The following is a 16592-nucleotide window of genomic DNA, read 5'->3' on the forward strand; positions in this document are numbered from 1 at the left end:
AGGGCCGACTCGGTAACACCGCGCCCGGCGCGCCGATTTTCGGCCGTCGGCGTAAGCGCTGACTGATAAGTGCCGGGCCCCGGTATAAGCGCGGCTAAGGGCGCTCGTCCCTAATGGGCGGTGTCCCTTAATCGGTCTTCGGCCAGTCTTCCGCCGGGATCAACGCAATTGCCGGAAAAGGGGCTGCGGCGGTACCCGTGCTACTTGGTACCGCCGCTGGCATGTCCGTCAGGTGACCATGCGTGCACGATATTTCGCCCATCAGGTCGGAAACTTTGTCCGTCACCTGGTGCGGCTGGCCCGTAATCGACGGGTCGGCGTCGCGTGGGTGCCCGACTTTCATACATCGGTCCGTGGGGCCTTGCTGCGTTTCTAGGTAGTCCTCTCGGATGTCCTTGGTCTCGCGGGCCGTTAAGTCCTTTGTACTACTGATACGGGGTAAGTGGAACCCCGTGCCGCAGATATTTACGTTTGGCCTCAAATGCGGGTATTGCAGGCCAGGATCCGAGGCGCGCTGCGGCGGCGGCTCGCGTACCAGACCAGACCCGCGGTGGCGGCCGCGGCGCCCACCGCCGCGACGGCCGCGAGCACCGGCCGCGGCGGCAGCGACAGCGCCGGCAGCCGCTGCCGCAGCGGCACCGGCCGGTTGAAGGAGAGCACCGGCCAGCCGCGGGCCACCGCCTCGCGGCGCAGCGCCCGGTCCGGATTGACCGCGAAGGGGTGGCCGACCGCCTCCAGCATCGGGACGTCGGTCGCCGAATCGCTGTAGGCGAAGCAGCGCTCCAGGTCGTAGCCCTCGGATGCGGCGAGCTCCCGGACGGCCTGCGCCTTGGTCGGGCCGTAGGCGTAGTACTCCACCTCACCGGTGAAGCGGCCGTCCTCGCCGACGACCATCCTGGTGGCCACCACGCGGTCGGCTCCCAGGAGTTCGCCGATGGGCTCGACGACCTCCGCCCCGGAGGTGGAGACGATGACGACGTCCCGCCCTGCGGCGTGGTGTTCCTCGATCAGCGAGGCCGCCTCGTCGTAAATGATCGGGTCGATCAGACGGTGCAGCGTTTCGGCGACGATCTCCCGGACCTGGGCCACATCCCAGCCCCGGCAGAGCGAGGAGAGATATTCGCGCATGCGCTCCATCTGGTCGTGATCGGCGCCGCCGGCGAGGAACACGAACTGGGCATATGCGGTACGCAGGACGGCACGGCGATTGATCAGGCCGCCTTGGTAGAAGGACTTGCTGAAGGTCAGCGTGCTCGACTTTGCAATGACGGTCTTGTCCAAGTCGAAGAACGCGGCAGTACGGGGTGTCGAGTGAGGCACGGAGTGGTTTTCCACGGGGCGAGCATAGGGCCAACCATTCGGCGTAAGGTGTGGCGCGTGGGTTTGCCTGAGAAGGCTCTCGGGTACACCATGGAAGTCACGGATCGTTCGCGACCGTGCTAACCCGGTCCGGCTCCTCCCCCCCCGAGTCGGCCGTGGGGACGACCCCCGCTCTCCCCCCCGGCGGGGGTCGTCGCATGTCCGGACGCCTTTTGCGCCGCCAAACCCGAAACCGGCCCTTCCTGTTCCGCTGTGATGCGGTGCCTCTCGACGCACTCCACGCGTAACGCACCGTGGTCGTGGCAGTGCTCTGCGAAATCCCCTCTCAGGGTTCGCACTTCCTGTCTTCTCCGCTGCGATCTCCTTGTCGGGCTTCGTCCCGCTCTGCGCCCCGTAAGGCGCGCCTTCGTCGCTGGAATAGGTGACGGGGATATTCACAGGCGGGGAGTTGTCCACAGTTTCGGGTCAAGATCCACGCGATTTCTCCGATCGCTGCACCGTAAAAGTCCGCGCGTTCGCGGAGCGACCGAGTTGTGCAGCGATAGGGGGACGGAACATGACGCGATCGATGGGATCGACGGGATCGACGGGATCCGACCGGGCGGACCGGAGCGGGGAGGAGCGGGGCGGCCCGCTGATCCTCACCGAGGACGAACGCCTCCTCGACGATCTGCTGCGGCTGTGCGCGGCGGCCGGTGCGCTGCCGGAGGTGGGGCACGGCCCGCCGGCCCGTAAAGGGGCCTGGGAAGCGGCGCCCCTGGTGGTCATCGGGGAGGACTGCGCGGACCGGCTGCGCGGCGTCGGGCGCCGGGCGGCAGTGGTCCTCGCCGGGCGGGACGCAGATGATCCCGCGCTGCTGCGGCGGGCCGTGGCCATCGGGGCGGAGCGGGTGCTGGCCCTGCCCGACGGCGAGCGCTGGCTGGTCGACCGGATCGCCGACGCGGTCGAGGGCGTCGGGCCGCCCGCGCGCACGGTCGGCGTCATCGGCGGCCGCGGCGGGGCCGGTGCGAGCACCCTGGCCTGCGCCCTCGCCGTCACGGCGGCCCGTACGGGAGCACCCGCGCTCCTGGTGGACGGCGACCCCCTCGGCGGCGGGCTCGATGTCCTGCTGGGCGGGGAGAAGGAGCCCGGCCTGCGCTGGCCGGCGTTCACGGAATCCCGGGGCCGGGTCGCCGGTGACGCCCTGGCCGAGTCGCTGCCGCAGCTGCACTCCCTGCGGGTGCTCAGCTGGGACCGCGCCGGTGAGGCCGCGATCCCGCCGGAGGCGATGCGGGCGGTGCTGGCGGCGGCGCGTCGGCGGGGCGGCGTCGTGGTGGTGGATCTGCCCCGCCGGGTCGACGATGCGGTGGCGGAGGCGCTGGCCCAGGTGGACGTGGGGCTGCTGATCGTCCCCGCCGAGCTGCGCGCGGTCGCGGCGGCGCAGCGGGTGGCGGCCGGTGTGCGCCCGGTGCTCGGCGATCTGCGGGTGGTGGCGCGCGGCGTCCCCGGGCCCGACCCAGGGCTGCCCCCCGACGAGATCGCCCACCTGCTGAAGCTGCCCCTGGCCGGTGAACTGGCCTGGGACACCGGCCTGGTGGGGGACCTGGCGCGGGACGTTCCGCCCGGAGCGCAGCCGCGAGGGGCGCTGGCGCGGTTCGGTACGGAGTTCTGGCGGCGGGTGCCGGTGCCGTCCGGCCCGCCTCCGCGGCAGGGCGGCCCGGCCGTCGGCGGGCCGGCGCTCGGGGCGGTCCGGGGAGGTGTGCGGCGATGACCGGACGGGACCTGCTGGATGCGGTGCGCAGGCGGCTGGCCGAGGCCGGGGCGGAGCCGACGCCGGCCCGGGTGGCGGTGGCGCTGCGCGAGGAGGGGCGGCTGCTGGGGGACGCGGAGGTGCTGGGCGTGGTGGCCGCGCTGCGGTCCGAGATGGTGGGCAGCGGGCCGCTGGAGCCACTGCTGGCCGCGCCGGAGGTGACGGATGTGCTGGTCACCGCGCCCGACGAGGTGTGGGTGGACCGGGGCGGCGGGCTGGAGCGGACGGTGGTGCGCTTCCGGGACGCGGCGGAGGTGCGGCGGCTCGCCCAGCGGCTGGCGGCGGTGGCCGGGCGCCGTCTGGACGACGCCCGCCCCTGGGTCGACGCTCGCCTTCCCGACGGCACCCGGCTGCATGCCGTGCTGCCCCCGGTGGCGGTCGGCGGGACCTGTCTGTCCCTGCGGGTCCTGCGGCCACGGGCCTTCACCCTCGCGGACCTGGTGGCGGCCGGGACGCTCCCGCCGGGCGGCGACCGGCTGCTGGCCGCCGTCCTCACGGCCAGGCTCTCCTTCGTCATCAGCGGCGGGACGGGCAGCGGTAAGACGACGCTGCTGACCAGCCTCCTCGGGCTGGTCGGCCCGGCCGAGCGGATCGTCCTGGCGGAGGACTCGGCGGAGCTGCGGCCGGATCACCCCCATGTGGTGCGGCTGGAGACCCGCCCCGCCAACCAGGAGGGCGCCGGGCGGGTGACGCTGCGCGATCTCGTCCGGCAGGCGCTGCGGATGCGGCCGGACCGGCTGGTGGTCGGGGAGGTCCGCGGCGCCGAGGTCACCGATTTGCTGGCGGCCCTGAACACCGGCCATGAGGGCGGGTGCGGCACGGTGCATGCGAATGCCGCCTGCGACGTACCCGCGCGGCTGGAGGCCCTCGGCTCGACGGCAGGGCTGGACCGTGCGGCCCTGCACAGCCAGCTGGCGGCCGCGCTCTCGGTCGTCATCCATCTCGTCCGCGACCGGTCCGGCCGCCGGCGGGTTGCCGAGATCCACGTACTCGAACGGGACCGCGAGGGCTTCGTGGTCACCGTACCGGCCGCGCTCTGGGCCCCGGGCGGGTTCCAGGAGGCGCGTGGCTGGGGGCGGTTGGCGGAGTTGTGCGAGCGGAGTGGCGAGCGGTGACGGGGGCGGTGGGGCCGATGGCGGTCGTGGCGGCGATGGTGGCGGTGTGCTGCGCGGGCGTGGCGGGGTGGCTGATCGGCGGACGGCCGGGCGCCGGGCAGCGGCGGCGGGCGTGGGAGTTGATCGGGGGCGCGCCGGAGAGGCCGGTGTGGTGGCAGCGGTGGTGGCGCGCCGGACGCCGGGGCAATGGGCGTATCGGGCGGGAGATCTGGTGCCTCCCGGTGGGGATCGGGCTCGGGGTGCTGGGCGAGTCGGTCGTGCCTGTGCTCGCCTCGGTGGCCGCTGCGTTCGCCGTCCGCCGACGGCTGGCCGCGCGGGTTGCGGAGCGCGAGCGGGACCGGCGCGCGGCGGCGGTGATCGGCCTGTGCGCGGCGGTGGCGGGCGAACTGCGGGCCGGACAGCAGCCGGACCGGGCGTTGCTCGCCGCCGGGGCGCCGGACCTCGGGGCCGAGGGGTCGGCGCTGCTGGCGGCCGCGCGCTACGGAGGCGACGTCCCGCGGGCGCTGCGCGGGGCGGCGCGGCTGCCCGGGGCCGAGGGGCTGACCGGGGTGGCCGCCTGCTGGCAGGTCGCGGTCCAGGGCGGCGCCGGGCTCGCCCGTGGACTGGAGCGGATCGCGGCCGGCCTCCGGGCCCGGCGCGACCAACGGGAGGAATTACGAGCCGAGTTGGCCGGTCCGCGGGCCACGGCGCTGATGCTCGCACTGCTTCCGGTGGCCGGGCTCGCCATGGGCGGCGCACTGGGCGCCGATCCGCTTCGGGTGCTGTTGCACACCCCGGCCGGATGGGGCTGCCTGGTGATCGGCGGGCTCCTGGAGTGGGCCGGTGTGGCCTGGACGGCACGGATCGTCGCGGAGGCGAGCGGAGAAACGAGCGAAACCGGCGCCGGAACCAGCGCCGGAATCAGCGCAGGAATCAGCGCCGGAAGCAGCGAAAAAGCCATCGGAAAAGCAGACGAAGTAACGAGCGAAGAAGGGGGCGCGCGATGAGCGCGGAAGTTGTCCACAGGGTGGGGATGACGGTTGCGGCCGGGGCTGTGGTGGTGGGTACGGTCTCGCTGCTGTCGCTGTTACGGGCCGCATGCCGCGGCCGGACCGTACGGACGCGGGCGCGGGCGCTGTTCGGGGACGGCGGTGGGCGGTCGGCCCGCCGTACGGGGCGTGCGGGTCGTGGCGGGCGTGCGGCGAAGGATGGCGGGCGGCTGTGGCGGGGGCTGAAGGAGTGGCTGGGGCCACTGGGTGTGGCCGCTTTCGTGATCATTCTGGTCGATGGAGCGGCCGGTGTCCTCCTGGGCCCGGCCGCGGGCTACGGCGCCCACCTGTGGCGCGTACGGCAACGGGCCGCGGAAGCCGGACGTCGGACCGAGGCCGCGGTGCGCGCCGAACTGGCGCCGGTAGCCGACCTATTGGCGGCCACACTGGCCGCCGGGGCCGGGCCACAGGAGTCGGCCGAGGTGGTCGGCCGGTCGCTGGAAGGGGTGGTCGCCGCGCGCCTGCGCCAGGTGGCCGCGGAGCTGCGGCTGGGCGGCGAACCGGCCGCCGTATGGCCACGGTTGGCGGCCCTCCCCGGCGCCGAAGGGCTGGCCCGCTGTTTGGAGCGCGCCGGGATATCGGGGGTACCGGCCGTCGAGCCGGTGGCGCGGATCGCTGCGGAGCTGCGTGCGGAGCACGGCAGAGCGGCGGCCGCGCGGGCCCGACGGGCGGGGGTGCTGGTCACCCTGCCGCTGTCGGCGTGCTTCCTGCCGGCGTTTTTGACGCTCGGGGTGGCGCCGGTGCTGATCGGGCTGGCGGGCGGACTGCTGGGCCGTAACTGAGAAGGAAAGGCGCGGAGTTCGTACGGCTCGCGCCTTCAGGAAGGTCATCAATTCAACGAGTCATCAAATTCGGGGGGGTTGGCATGTCTCAAGGAACCTTTCAGGAACCCTTTCGGAAAAGTCTTCGCGGGGGCCGTCGAGGGAGCGGTCAGGGGAGCGGTCGAGGAACTGCCCCGGGGAAGGTCCTCGGTGTGTCCCGACGGTGGTGGCGCCGGCTGCGCACCGCCGGGGCGGACCGGGGGATGGCAACGGCCGAGTACGCCCTGGGCACGGTGGCGTCCTGTGCCCTGGCGGCCGTGCTCTACAAGCTCGTCACCAGCGGCACGGTGGCCGAACTGCTGCAAGGGGCGTTGGAAAAGGCGTTCCATGTCCGGCTCTGACGCCGCGCCGCGCCGGAGGATCGTCCGCGATGCGGGAATGGTGACGGCGGAGACGGCCGTGGTGCTGCCGCTGCTGGTGGCGGTCGCAGCAGCCCTCATCTGGGGCCTGATGGCCGCCTGCGCCCGGATCGAATGTGTGGACGCGGCGCGCGCCGGGGCGCGGGCGGCTGCGCGAGGGGAAACGCGGGCGGCGGTGCTTCGGGTGGCGCGCGAGGCCGCCCCCGAAGGTGCCCGGGCCGCGCTGGCGCGCGAGGGCGATCTGGTGCGCGTACGGGTCGAGGCCCCACTGCCCGGCCCGGGGCGGCTTTCGGCCCACGTCAGAGGGGAGGCGGTGGCTCGTGCGGAGGAAACGGTGGGGAGGTGACGAAGGTTCTGCGACGGTGTGGACGGTCTTCGCGGCGGCGGCGCTGTGCGCGGTCTTCGCGGCCCTGATCTCCGTGGCCCAGGCCGTCACGGCACGCCACCAGGCGGCCGCCGCCGCGGACCTGGCGGCGCTGGCCGCCGCGGATCACGCCCTCCAGGGCAGGCCCACCGCCTGCGCGGCGGCCCGCCGGGTGGCCGCGGCGCAGCACACCCGTCTGGTGCGCTGCGCCGTGGCCGGGCCCGTCGCCGACGTATCGGCCGAGGCCGGGCGCGGACCGTATACGGCGCAGGTACGGGCCAGGGCCGGGCCGCCGGGCATGACGGACGCCGCGCCCGCCGCGGCGCACCGGTTACGCCCCCTTCGGCGCCCCGCGCAGCAGCTCGCCCAGCAGGCGTATCGCGCCCCGTTTGTGGAGCGGATCATTGCCGTTGCCGCACTTGGGGGACTGAATGCAGGACGGGCAGCCGGCCTCGCATTCGCAGGCGGCGATGGCGCTGCGGGTGGCGGTGAGCCAGTCGGCGGCGGTGTGGAAGGCGCGCTCGGCGAAGCCCGCGCCGCCCGGGTGGCCGTCGTAGACGAACACGGTCGGCAGGAGGGTGTCCGGGTGCAGCGGCACGGAGACGCCGCCGATGTCCCAGCGGTCGCAGGTGGCGAACAGCGGCAGCATGCCGATCGAGGCGTGTTCGGCGGCGTGCAGCGCGCCGCCCAGCTGCTGGGGATTGACCCGGGCGGCGTCGAGCTGGTCCTCGGTGACCGTCCACCACACCGCGCGGGTGCGCAGCGTCCGGGGCGGCAGATCCAGCTTGGTCTCGCCCAGGACCTCGCCGGTGATCAGCTTGCGACGCAGAAAGGAGACGACCTGGTTGGTGACCTCGACCGAACCGAAACACAGCCGGGCGTCGCCCCAGGGGACCTCGGTGTCGGTTTCGAGGATGGAGACGGCGGTGGTGTCGCGGGCGGTCGTGGAATAGGGCGGATTGGCCTCCTCCACCAGCGCCACGTCGTCGTCCAGATCGAGCCGTTTGACGAGATAGGTGCGGCCCTGGTGGAGGTGGACGGCGCCGTCGTGGACGGTGGTGTGCGCGGCACCGGCGTCCACGGTGCCCAGCAGCCGCCCGGTGCCGGTTTCGACCACCTGCACCGGCGAGCCGCCCTGGCCGCGGATGTCGGTCAGGTCGGCGGCCCGCTCGCGGCGCGTCCAGTGCCAGGCGGTGGCGCGCCGGCGCAGCAGCGCGGCGGACTCCAGCTGCGGCAGCAGACCGGCCGTGGCGGGGCCGAAGAGCGGGAAGTCGGCCTCGGTGAGCGGAAGTTCGGACGCGGCCGCGCACAGGTGCGGGGCCAGCACATAGGGGTTGTCCGGGTCCAGGACGGTGGACTCGACCGGCTGGTCGAAAAGCGCCTCGGGATGGTGGACGAGATAGGTGTCCAGCGGGTCGTCGCGGGCCACCAGGACGGCCAGGGCGCCCTGCCCGGCGCGGCCGGCGCGCCCGGCCTGCTGCCACAGGGACGCACGGGTGCCCGGATAACCGGCGATGACCACGGCGTCCAGGCCCGAGACATCCACCCCCAACTCCAGGGCGGTGGTGGCGGCGAGGCCCAGCAGTTCGCCGGTGTGCAGGGCGCGTTCCAGGGCGCGGCGTTCCTCGGGCAGATAGCCGCCCCGGTAGGCGGCGATCCGCGCGGGCAGCGAGCGGTCCACCTCGGCGAGCCGTTCCTGCGCGATCAGGGCGATCAGTTCGGCGCCGCGCCGGGAGCGGACGAAGGCCACGCTGCGCACGCCCTGCACGGCGAGGTCGGTCAGCAGATCGGCGGTCTCGGCCGTGGCGGTGCGGCGCACCGGGGCGCCCTGCTCGCCGTGGAGTTCGGTCAGCGGCGGCTCCCACAGCGCGAAGACCAGCTCGCCGCGCGGCGAGGTGTCCTCGGTGATCTCCACGACGGGCAGCCCGGTGAGCCGGGTGGCGGCCTCGCCGGGCTCGGCGGCGGTGGCGGAGGCCAGCAGGAAGACCGGCTCGGCGCCGTAGCGGGCGCAGATCCGCCGCAGCCGGCGGATCACCTGCGCCACATGGGAGCCGAAGACGCCGCGATAGGAGTGGCACTCGTCGATGACGACGTAGCGCAGGGCGCGCAGGAAGGAGGACCAGCGGGGGTGGGCCGGCAGGATCCCCCGGTGCAGCATGTCGGGGTTGGTCAGAACGTAGTTGCCGTACTGGCGCACCCACTCGCGCTCCTCGACGGGGGTGTCCCCGTCGTAGACCGCGGGCCGGATCGCCGTGCCCAGCGGGGCGGCCAGCTCGCGTACGGCGCGCCGCTGGTCGGCCGCCAGAGCCTTGGTGGGCGCCAGGTACAGGGCCGTGGCCCCCCGGCCGTTGGGAGCCTCGGAGCCGTCCAGGAGGGTCGACAGGACCGGCGCGAGATACGCGAGGGACTTGCCGGAGGCGGTCCCGGTGGCCACCACGACCGACTCGCCGCGCAGCGCGTGTTCGGACGTGCGTGCCTGGTGAGCCCAGGGACGATCGATTCCGGCCGAACGGATGGCATCGATCACTTCCGGGCGGATCTCTTCCGGCCAGTCGGCATGGCTGCCGATACGCGGGGGCAAGTGCTCCGTATGAGTGATGCGCGCAGCGCGGGTCGCGCCCCGGGCGAGACGGTCGAGAATCATGCCTGGGGAGGGTCGCGCACCCGCGTCCTGCGGCAGTCGATTGGAGGCCATCGGCACCGAGTGTGTCACCGGACTGACCGACAATGCTGACAAGGCGTCGTGCACGCCTGCTCGTAAGTGATTGAATGCCATCGCGGCTGCCAGATCCGCCCCTACTTCGGTGGGGAGGCCCCAGGGGGGCGACCGCTCGATAGCAAGGTGCTGGAGGATCCGTGGACCTGTCCCTGTCGACCCGGACCGTTGGCGACCGTACGGTCGTCGAGGTCGGTGGCGAGATTGATGTATACACCGCGCCCAAGCTGCGCGAGCAGCTGGTCGAGCTTGTGAACGACGGAAGCTACCACCTCGTGGTGGACATGGAACGTGTCGACTTCCTGGACTCCACCGGGCTCGGCGTGCTGGTCGGCGGGCTCAAGCGGGTGCGTGCCCATGAGGGCTCGCTGCGCCTGGTCTGCAACCAGGAGCGCATTCTCAAGATCTTCCGTATCACCGGTCTGACCAAGGTGTTCCCGATTCACACCTCGGTCGACGAGGCCGTCGCGGCGACCGACTGACGGTTGGTGGTGCCCCGCGCCTCCGGCGCGGGGAAGGAAGGAGTGGGGGGTACCGGACGACACGTCCGGCCCCCTGCGTTGCACGCCCGCATATCGAGGGGGATGGCATGGCCACCGTCGAACTTCGCTTCAGCGCCCTTCCCGAGCACGTCCGGACCGCACGTCTGGTCGCTGCTGCCGTGGCGAGGCGCGCGGGGGTGGACGAGGCCGTGCTGGACGAGGTGCGGCTGGCCGTCGGCGAGGCGTGCAGCCGCGCCGTGGGCCTGCACACCAGCAATGACATCGCGGCCCCGGTGCGGGTGCTGCTCATCGAGGACGAGAAGAAGTTCTCGATCGAGGTGGGCGACGAGGTGCCGACCGCGTCCGGCCCGGCCGGCGCCCGTGCCGGGGGCGTGCCCGAGGGCGGTGCGGAGAGCGAGCCCGAGGGCGAGGACGAGATGGGCCTCGCGGTCATCAGCGGACTGGTCGACGACGTCGAGGTGACCTCCGGCGAGAACGGCGGCGTGATCCGGATGAGCTGGCCGACGGCACCGGCGGCGGTCGTTCCGTAGCGCGGCCCGCCCGTCTCACCGCTCACCCCTCACTGCTCACCCCTCGCGGTGAAGGCCGCCCCGGTGACGCCCGCGCCCCGCCCGACCACCCCGCCGCTGACGGCCGTGCAGGCGGCCCCACAGCCCCCCTGACGGCTCCGTATCGGCCCCCGCGTCACAGCCCCGTATGCAGCCCCTCGCGGTACCTCATGGCAACCCCGCCCTTCGCGTCACCCAGAGTCCCGATCAAGCCGTGATCTGACTCCACTTCAACTCCGGCCGGGAAGCCGGACGGCCGCCCCGGCTCACCCATTCGGCGGTAGCGGGCCGAAACAATTCCCTCCCCCGTCACGCGCGACACACCCGGCGCGAGGGATCGCATATCGCCTTTGATCAGCGGCGATCGGCCGGCAAGCGGGCAGTGATCAGTACGACAGGGAGATCATCGGTCACCGGTCAGCGAATTCGCCGCTTTCCTTCATCCGGGCGAATTCTGCGGACGACATCCTTTTGATCATCGCGGCCACCGGCGAATTCCCTTTGAGGCGCCCTGTTTTGATCAGGTGCGGCTCCCTACAATCCGTCCACATCTTGCTCAGGACGCCTGAGCGTGCTTCCGCGCGCCCATGTGCCAAACGTCAAGGAGGACGAATGGCGGGGCCTTACACCCCTCAGTTGCTGGACACCCCCTCTTATCTGGCCGCACCGTCACTGACGTCGGGCAACCGCGCCATCGTGCTGGTGATCGCCGTCGTCGCGCTGGCCGCTCTGGCCGTCGCGGCGGTGCTGGTCCGCCAAGTGCTCGCGGCCGGCGAGGGAACCGACAGTATGAAGAAGATCGCGGCGGCCGTACAGGAAGGCGCAAATGCCTACCTGGCCCGGCAGTTGCGGACCCTCGGTGTATTCGCCGTGGTGGTGTTCTTCCTGCTCATGCTGCTGCCCGCGGACAATTGGACGCAGCGCGTGGGACGCAGCGCCTTCTTCTTGATCGGTGCCGGATTCTCCGCGGCCACCGGCTATATCGGGATGTGGCTCGCCGTGCGCAGCAATGTGCGCGTGGCCGCCGCCGCCCGGGAGGCCACACCGGCCGAAGGCGACAAGCGAGAAAAGGATCTTACGGCGGTCTCGCACAAGGCCATGAAGATCGCATTTCGCACGGGCGGTGTCGTCGGTATGTTCACCGTCGGACTGGGCCTGCTCGGCGCCTCCTGTGTGGTGCTCGTCTACGCGGTCGACGCGCCCAAGGTGCTGGAGGGCTTCGGCCTCGGCGCGGCGCTGATCGCGATGTTCATGAGGGTCGGCGGCGGCATCTTCACCAAGGCCGCGGACGTCGGCGCCGACCTCGTCGGCAAGGTGGAGCAGGGCATCCCCGAGGACGACCCGCGCAACGCCGCGACCATCGCGGACAACGTGGGCGACAACGTCGGCGACTGCGCCGGGATGGCGGCCGACCTGTTCGAGTCGTACGCGGTCACCCTGGTCGCCGCCCTCATCCTGGGCACCGCGGCCTTCGGCAACGCCGGACTCGCCTTCCCGCTGCTGGTCCCGGCCATCGGCGTGCTCACCGCGATGATCGGCATCTTCGTCGTCGCGCCCCGGCGCCGCGACCGCAGCGGGATGACCGCCATCAACCGCGGTTTCTTCGTCTCCGCGGGCATCTCACTGGTCCTGGTGGCCGCCGCGGTCTTCACCTACCTGCCGTCCCGTTACAGCGACCTCAAGGGCGTCAGCGACCCCGACATCCTCGGCCGCTCCGGGGACCCGCGGGTGCTGGCCCTGGTGGCGGTCGCCGTCGGCATCGTGCTGGCCGCGCTGATCCAGCAGCTGACCGGCTACTTCACCGAGACCAGCAGGCGTCCGGTGCGTGACATCGGCAAGACCTCGCTGACCGGCCCGGCCACCGTCATCCTGTCCGGGATCTCCGTCGGCCTGGAGTCCGCGGTCTACTCGGCGGTACTGATCGGTCTGGCCGTCTACGGGGCGTTCCTGCTGGGCGGCTCCTCCATCATGCTGGCGCTGTTCGCGGTGGCGCTGGCCGGCACCGGTCTGCTGACCACCGTCGGCGTGATCGTGGCCATGGACACCTTCGGCCCGGTCTCCGACAACGCCCAGGGCATCGCCGAGATGTCCGGCGATGTCACCGGCGACGGCGCAAAGGTCCTGACCGACCTGGACGCGGTCGGCAACACCACCAAGGCCATCACCAAGGGCATCGCCATCGCCACCGCCGTCCTCGCGGCGTCCGCGCTCTTCGGCTCGTACCGCGACGCGATCGCCACGGCGGTGCGCAACGTCGGCAGCGCCGCGCGGGGCATGGGCCTGAGCCTGGACATCTCGCAGCCCAACAACCTGGTGGGGCTGGTGCTCGGCGCCTCGGTCGTCTTCCTGTTCTCCGGGCTGGCGATCAACGCCGTATCGCGGTCGGCGGGGGCGGTGGTCTTCGAGGTGCGCCGGCAGTTCCGGGAGAAGCCCGGGATCATGGATTACACCGAGACGCCGGAGTACGGGCGGGTCGTCGACATCTGCACCAAGGACGCGCTGCGCGAGCTGGCGACCCCCGGGCTGCTGGCGGTGCTCACCCCCATCGCGGTCGGCTTCTCGCTCGGCGTCGGTGCGCTCGGCTCGTTCCTGGCGGGCGCGATCGGCACCGGCACCCTGATGGCGGTCTTCCTCGCCAACTCCGGCGGCGCCTGGGACAACGCCAAGAAGCTGGTCGAGGACGGCCACCACGGCGGCAAGGGCAGCGAGGCGCACGCCGCGACCGTCATCGGCGACACCGTGGGCGACCCGTTCAAGGACACCGCAGGACCGGCGATCAACCCGCTGCTGAAGGTCATGAACCTGGTGGCGCTGCTGATCGCCCCGGCGGTGGTGAAGTTCTCCTACGGCGACGACAAGAACACCGGCGTACGGATCGGGGTCGCGGTGCTGGCCCTGGTGGTCATCGTCGGCGCGGTCTACGTCTCGAAGCGGCGCGGGATCGCCGTGGGTGACGAATCCAACTCCGGAGGATCGGAAAAGGTCGCTAAGTCGACAGAAACGGCCGCGGTGTCCTAGTACCGGAGGACCCCGAAAGCGGCTCAACAGGCGGGTGGACGGCGTATTTTGCGGGCGCCGGCCACCCGCCGTCGTTGTGCCCGGCCGGCCCCGCGCTCCTTGGTGCAAATGGCTGCAATGCGGCCAAGGCGGCCCGCCCGACCCGTCGACCAGGCCGTTTGGGCGTGTATGTTCCGGGGCCGAGAGCCATGGAAGGGACCAATCCGGTGAACAAGAAGCTTGTGACGGCACTGTCCGGCGGTGCGGCACTCCTGCTCGCGCTGACCGGCTGCAGCGAGAACAACAACAAGGAACTCGACAGCTGGGCGAAGAAGTTCTGCGATCCCGCGCAGGCACAGTTCAAGGCGATCCAGGACGCGAACGCCGCCATGCAGACGGCCGGCGGCAGCAACACCGACTCCAAGAAGGTCCAGCAGACGGACTCGGCTGCCTTCCAGAAGATCTCCAGCGCCTACGCCTCGCTGGCCAAGTCCCTGGACCAGGCGGGCGCCCCGCCCAGCGACAGCGGGCAGGACGCCCAGAAGAACGCGGTGAACGAGCTCAACTCGCTCTCCAAGGGCTACGCGAACCTGAAGAAGCAGATCGACAGCCTGAGCACCCAGGACAAGATGAAGTTCGCGGCCGGCCTGGACGAGCTGTCCAAGGGCATCAAGAAGCTCAACGCCCAGAGCGAGCAGGCGTTCAAGAACCTCGAGTCCGGGGACGTCGGCAAGGCGATGGCCCGTCAGAAGGGCTGCCAGAGCCAGAGCGCCTCGGGTGCGCCGTCGGCGAAGCCGTCCACACCGGCCAAGCCGTCCAAGTCGCCCAAGTCGTCCTAGGCCCGGACCCTCGCAGCGGCCCGGCGACGCGCCCGGAAGGGGCGTGGCGCCGGGCCGTCGCCGATTGTCAGTGGTTGCCGCGACAATGGGAGCGTGAGTACGCACCTCCCCACCGCAGATGACCGGGACCCCGACAGCAGCGCCCGCACCGAGCGGCTGCGCCATGCGCTGCTGGCCGCCGACTTCACCGCCGACGGGCTGCTGGACCTGCTCGGCGCGCCGGCCTATGCCGCGCTCGCGCGCAGCGAGACCGTGCCCGCGCTGCGGGCGACCCGCGGCGACGGCCCGCTGGAGACCCTGGTGCGGCTGTTCCTGCTCCAGCGCCCGGTGGCCGGGCGGCGGGCCGCGGCCGCGCTGCCGGTGGCCGACTGCCTCGCCGACGGCTGGCTGGTACGGGACGGCGACGAGGTGCGCGCCACGGTGGACGTGCGGCCGTACGGCGGCCCCGAGGGACAGGACTGGTGGATCGTCTCCGACCTGGGCTGCGCGGTCGGCGGCGCGGGCGGCATCGGGGGCGTGGGGGAGGCCGACCGCGCGCAGCTGGTGCTCGGTGTGGGCGGCGCGTCCACGACGCTGGCCGGGATCACCACGCGCACGCCCGTCGCCAAGGCTCTCGATCTCGGTACGGGCTCCGGCATCCAGGCGCTGCACGCCGCCCAGCACGCCACCCGGGTCACGGCCACCGACCTCAACCCCCGGGCGCTGCGGATCGCCGCGCTGACGCTGGCGCTCTCCGGGGCGGCCCCGGCGGACCTGCGGGAGGGCTCGCTGTTCGCGCCGGTGGGGGAGGAGACGTACGACCTGATCGTGTCCAACCCGCCGTTCGTGATCTCACCCCTTCTTCCCGAGGGGTCTCGGCTGACCTACCGGGACGGCGGGATGGGCGGCGACGATTTGTGCCGCACCCTCGTCCAGCAGAGCGCCGCGCATCTGGCCGACGGCGGGTACTGCCAGCTGCTGGCCAACTGGCAGCACGTCGAGGGCGAGGAATGGCACGACCGGGTGCGCTCGTGGGTGCCGAGCGGCTGCGACGCCTGGATCGTGCAGCGCGAGGTGCAGGACATCACGCAGTACGCCGAGCTGTGGCTGCGCGATGCGGGCGACCACCGCGCCGGTGACGAGCAGTACGCCGCGCGGTACGACGCCTGGCTCGACGAATTCGAGGCGCGAAAGACCAAGGCCGTCGGCTTCGGCTGGATCACCCTGCGCAAGTCCGGCGCGGACAGTCCCGCCATCACGGTCGAGGAATGGCCGCATCCGGTGGAACAGCCGCTGGGGGAGTCGGTGGTGCGGCACTTCGAGCGCCAGGACTATCTGCGTGCCACGGACGATGCCGCGCTGCTGGCCGGCCGTTTCCGGCTCGCCGACGAGGTGGTCCAGGAGCAGGTCGGGCTGCCCGGTTCGGAGGACCCCGAGCATGTGGTGCTGCGTCAGAACCGCGGCATGCGGCGGGCCACGAAGGTGGACACGGTCGGCGCGGGCTTCGCCGGGGTGTGCGACGGTTCACTGCCCGCCGGGCGGATCCTGGACGCCATCGCCCAACTCGTCGGCGAGGACCCGGTACTGCTGCGCGACCGTACGCCCGCCTCGATCCGGACGCTGATCGAGCAGGGGTTCCTGGAGCCGGTGGCGGCGGAGGACTGACGCGGCGGGGCACCGCGGGGCGCACGGCGAGGGCACATGCGGGGCGCATGGCGGGCTGGTTCGTACGGGACAACCGGATGTCGTTCATCCGGCGTTCTCCCGGATGCCGCCCGCGGGTGCCACGCTGCCCATATGGAGAGTGGACCCGAGGTGTTCGCGGGCGCGGCCTTTGCGCTGTTCGGCGCCGCACTGCTGCTGTGGACGGGTGTGTGCCTGCGGACGGGGGCGCCGGTCGCCGAGGGCACCGGGCGGGTGGTGGGGCCAGTGACGGCGCTGCTGTTCGGGGCGGTGTTCCTGGGCGCGGGATGCTGGATGCTGACGCTGCTGTAGCGCCGGGCCGGGGGAGTGGCCGCGGCCCGGACACCAACCGCCCGGCGGCTCCGGTGCATCAAGTGCCCGGCGGGCGCCGGGGGCATCAACAGCCCGACGGGTGCCGGGGTAAGCAACTGCCCGACGGATGCCGGGCGTTCACTTCCGGCCAGTTGTGAGTCGGGTGGCCGACACGCGGGTGGGCGGGGAACCTCGCTGTCGCGCCGACCGTGTTCCTCG

14 protein-coding genes and 1 pseudogene are annotated in these 16592 nt (G+C 72.3%); 13 read left to right on the forward strand and 2 right to left on the reverse strand.

The window, feature by feature from the left end:
• Nucleotides 1-477: 477 nt before the first annotated feature.
• A complete protein-coding gene (locus SNA_RS00295; RefSeq protein ID WP_044362437.1) occupies nucleotides 478-1335 on the reverse strand; it encodes an HAD family hydrolase in 858 nt (285 codons plus the stop codon).
• Between the two features lie 541 nt (nucleotides 1336-1876).
• Between SNA_RS00295 and ssd the strand changes: the two genes are divergently transcribed.
• The 7 genes and pseudogenes from ssd to SNA_RS39035 all read left to right on the forward strand — a co-directional run.
• A complete protein-coding gene (gene ssd / locus SNA_RS00300; RefSeq protein WP_078969575.1) occupies nucleotides 1877-3070 on the forward strand; it encodes a septum site-determining protein Ssd in 1194 nt (397 codons plus the stop codon).
• Entirely contained in the window at nucleotides 3067-4224 is a 1158-nt protein-coding gene (locus SNA_RS00305; RefSeq protein ID WP_044362440.1) for a TadA family conjugal transfer-associated ATPase, read from the forward strand. The genes ssd and SNA_RS00305 overlap by 4 nt, the downstream gene beginning before the upstream one ends.
• The gene (locus tag SNA_RS00310; RefSeq protein WP_420823445.1) at nucleotides 4221-5210 is read left to right on the forward strand and encodes a type II secretion system F family protein; all 990 of its coding nucleotides are present in this window, start codon (nucleotides 4221-4223) and stop codon (nucleotides 5208-5210) included. The genes SNA_RS00305 and SNA_RS00310 overlap by 4 nt, the downstream gene beginning before the upstream one ends.
• Nucleotides 5207-6034, forward strand: a complete 828-nt coding sequence (locus SNA_RS43045) for a type II secretion system F family protein (protein ID WP_044362441.1) — start codon at nucleotides 5207-5209, stop codon at nucleotides 6032-6034. Before SNA_RS00310 ends, SNA_RS43045 begins: the two co-directional genes overlap by 4 nt.
• A gap of 191 nt (nucleotides 6035-6225) precedes the next feature.
• Nucleotides 6226-6414, forward strand: a complete 189-nt coding sequence (locus SNA_RS43555) for a DUF4244 domain-containing protein (protein WP_037789438.1) — start codon at nucleotides 6226-6228, stop codon at nucleotides 6412-6414.
• Nucleotides 6401-6778 (forward strand): TadE family type IV pilus minor pilin, encoded by a 378-nt coding sequence (locus SNA_RS00325; protein ID WP_030065693.1) that lies wholly within the window; start codon nucleotides 6401-6403, stop codon nucleotides 6776-6778. The genes SNA_RS43555 and SNA_RS00325 overlap by 14 nt, the downstream gene beginning before the upstream one ends.
• A gap of 16 nt (nucleotides 6779-6794) precedes the next feature.
• Nucleotides 6795-7028, forward strand: a pseudogene (locus tag SNA_RS39035) (Rv3654c family TadE-like protein); the annotation flags it as partial.
• 99 nt (nucleotides 7029-7127) lie between these two features.
• Here SNA_RS39035 and SNA_RS00330 read toward each other — a convergent pair.
• Nucleotides 7128-9572, reverse strand: a complete 2445-nt coding sequence (locus SNA_RS00330; RefSeq protein WP_078969578.1) for a DEAD/DEAH box helicase — start codon at nucleotides 9570-9572, stop codon at nucleotides 7128-7130.
• An 80-nt stretch (nucleotides 9573-9652) separates the two neighbouring features.
• On the opposite strand from SNA_RS00330, the gene bldG reads away from it, so the two are divergent.
• The 6 genes from bldG (at nucleotide 9653) to SNA_RS00360 (ending at nucleotide 16373) form a co-directional block, all read left to right on the forward strand.
• The gene (gene bldG / locus SNA_RS00335) at nucleotides 9653-9994 is read left to right on the forward strand and encodes an anti-sigma factor antagonist BldG (protein WP_004571875.1); all 342 of its coding nucleotides are present in this window, start codon (nucleotides 9653-9655) and stop codon (nucleotides 9992-9994) included.
• A gap of 107 nt (nucleotides 9995-10101) precedes the next feature.
• Entirely contained in the window at nucleotides 10102-10545 is a 444-nt protein-coding gene (locus SNA_RS00340; RefSeq protein WP_030065692.1) for an ATP-binding protein, read from the forward strand.
• A 630-nt stretch (nucleotides 10546-11175) separates the two neighbouring features.
• Complete coding sequence (locus tag SNA_RS00345) at nucleotides 11176-13581, forward strand: sodium-translocating pyrophosphatase (RefSeq protein ID WP_030065691.1); 2406 nt, start codon at nucleotides 11176-11178, stop codon at nucleotides 13579-13581.
• A gap of 206 nt (nucleotides 13582-13787) precedes the next feature.
• Complete coding sequence (locus SNA_RS00350; protein ID WP_030065690.1) at nucleotides 13788-14399, forward strand: hypothetical protein; 612 nt, start codon at nucleotides 13788-13790, stop codon at nucleotides 14397-14399.
• A gap of 93 nt (nucleotides 14400-14492) precedes the next feature.
• Complete coding sequence (locus SNA_RS00355) at nucleotides 14493-16043, forward strand: DUF7059 domain-containing protein (RefSeq protein WP_030065689.1); 1551 nt, start codon at nucleotides 14493-14495, stop codon at nucleotides 16041-16043.
• Between the two features lie 132 nt (nucleotides 16044-16175).
• Nucleotides 16176-16373 carry a hypothetical protein gene (locus SNA_RS00360; protein WP_030065688.1) on the forward strand — a complete coding sequence of 66 codons (198 nt, stop codon included), beginning with the start codon at nucleotides 16176-16178 and terminating at the stop codon, nucleotides 16371-16373.
• The last annotated feature ends 219 nt before the right edge of the window (nucleotides 16374-16592 follow it).

Origin of the sequence: Streptomyces natalensis ATCC 27448, from assembly GCF_000935125.1 — a bacterium.
Classification (GTDB): domain Bacteria; phylum Actinomycetota; class Actinomycetes; order Streptomycetales; family Streptomycetaceae; genus Streptomyces; species Streptomyces natalensis.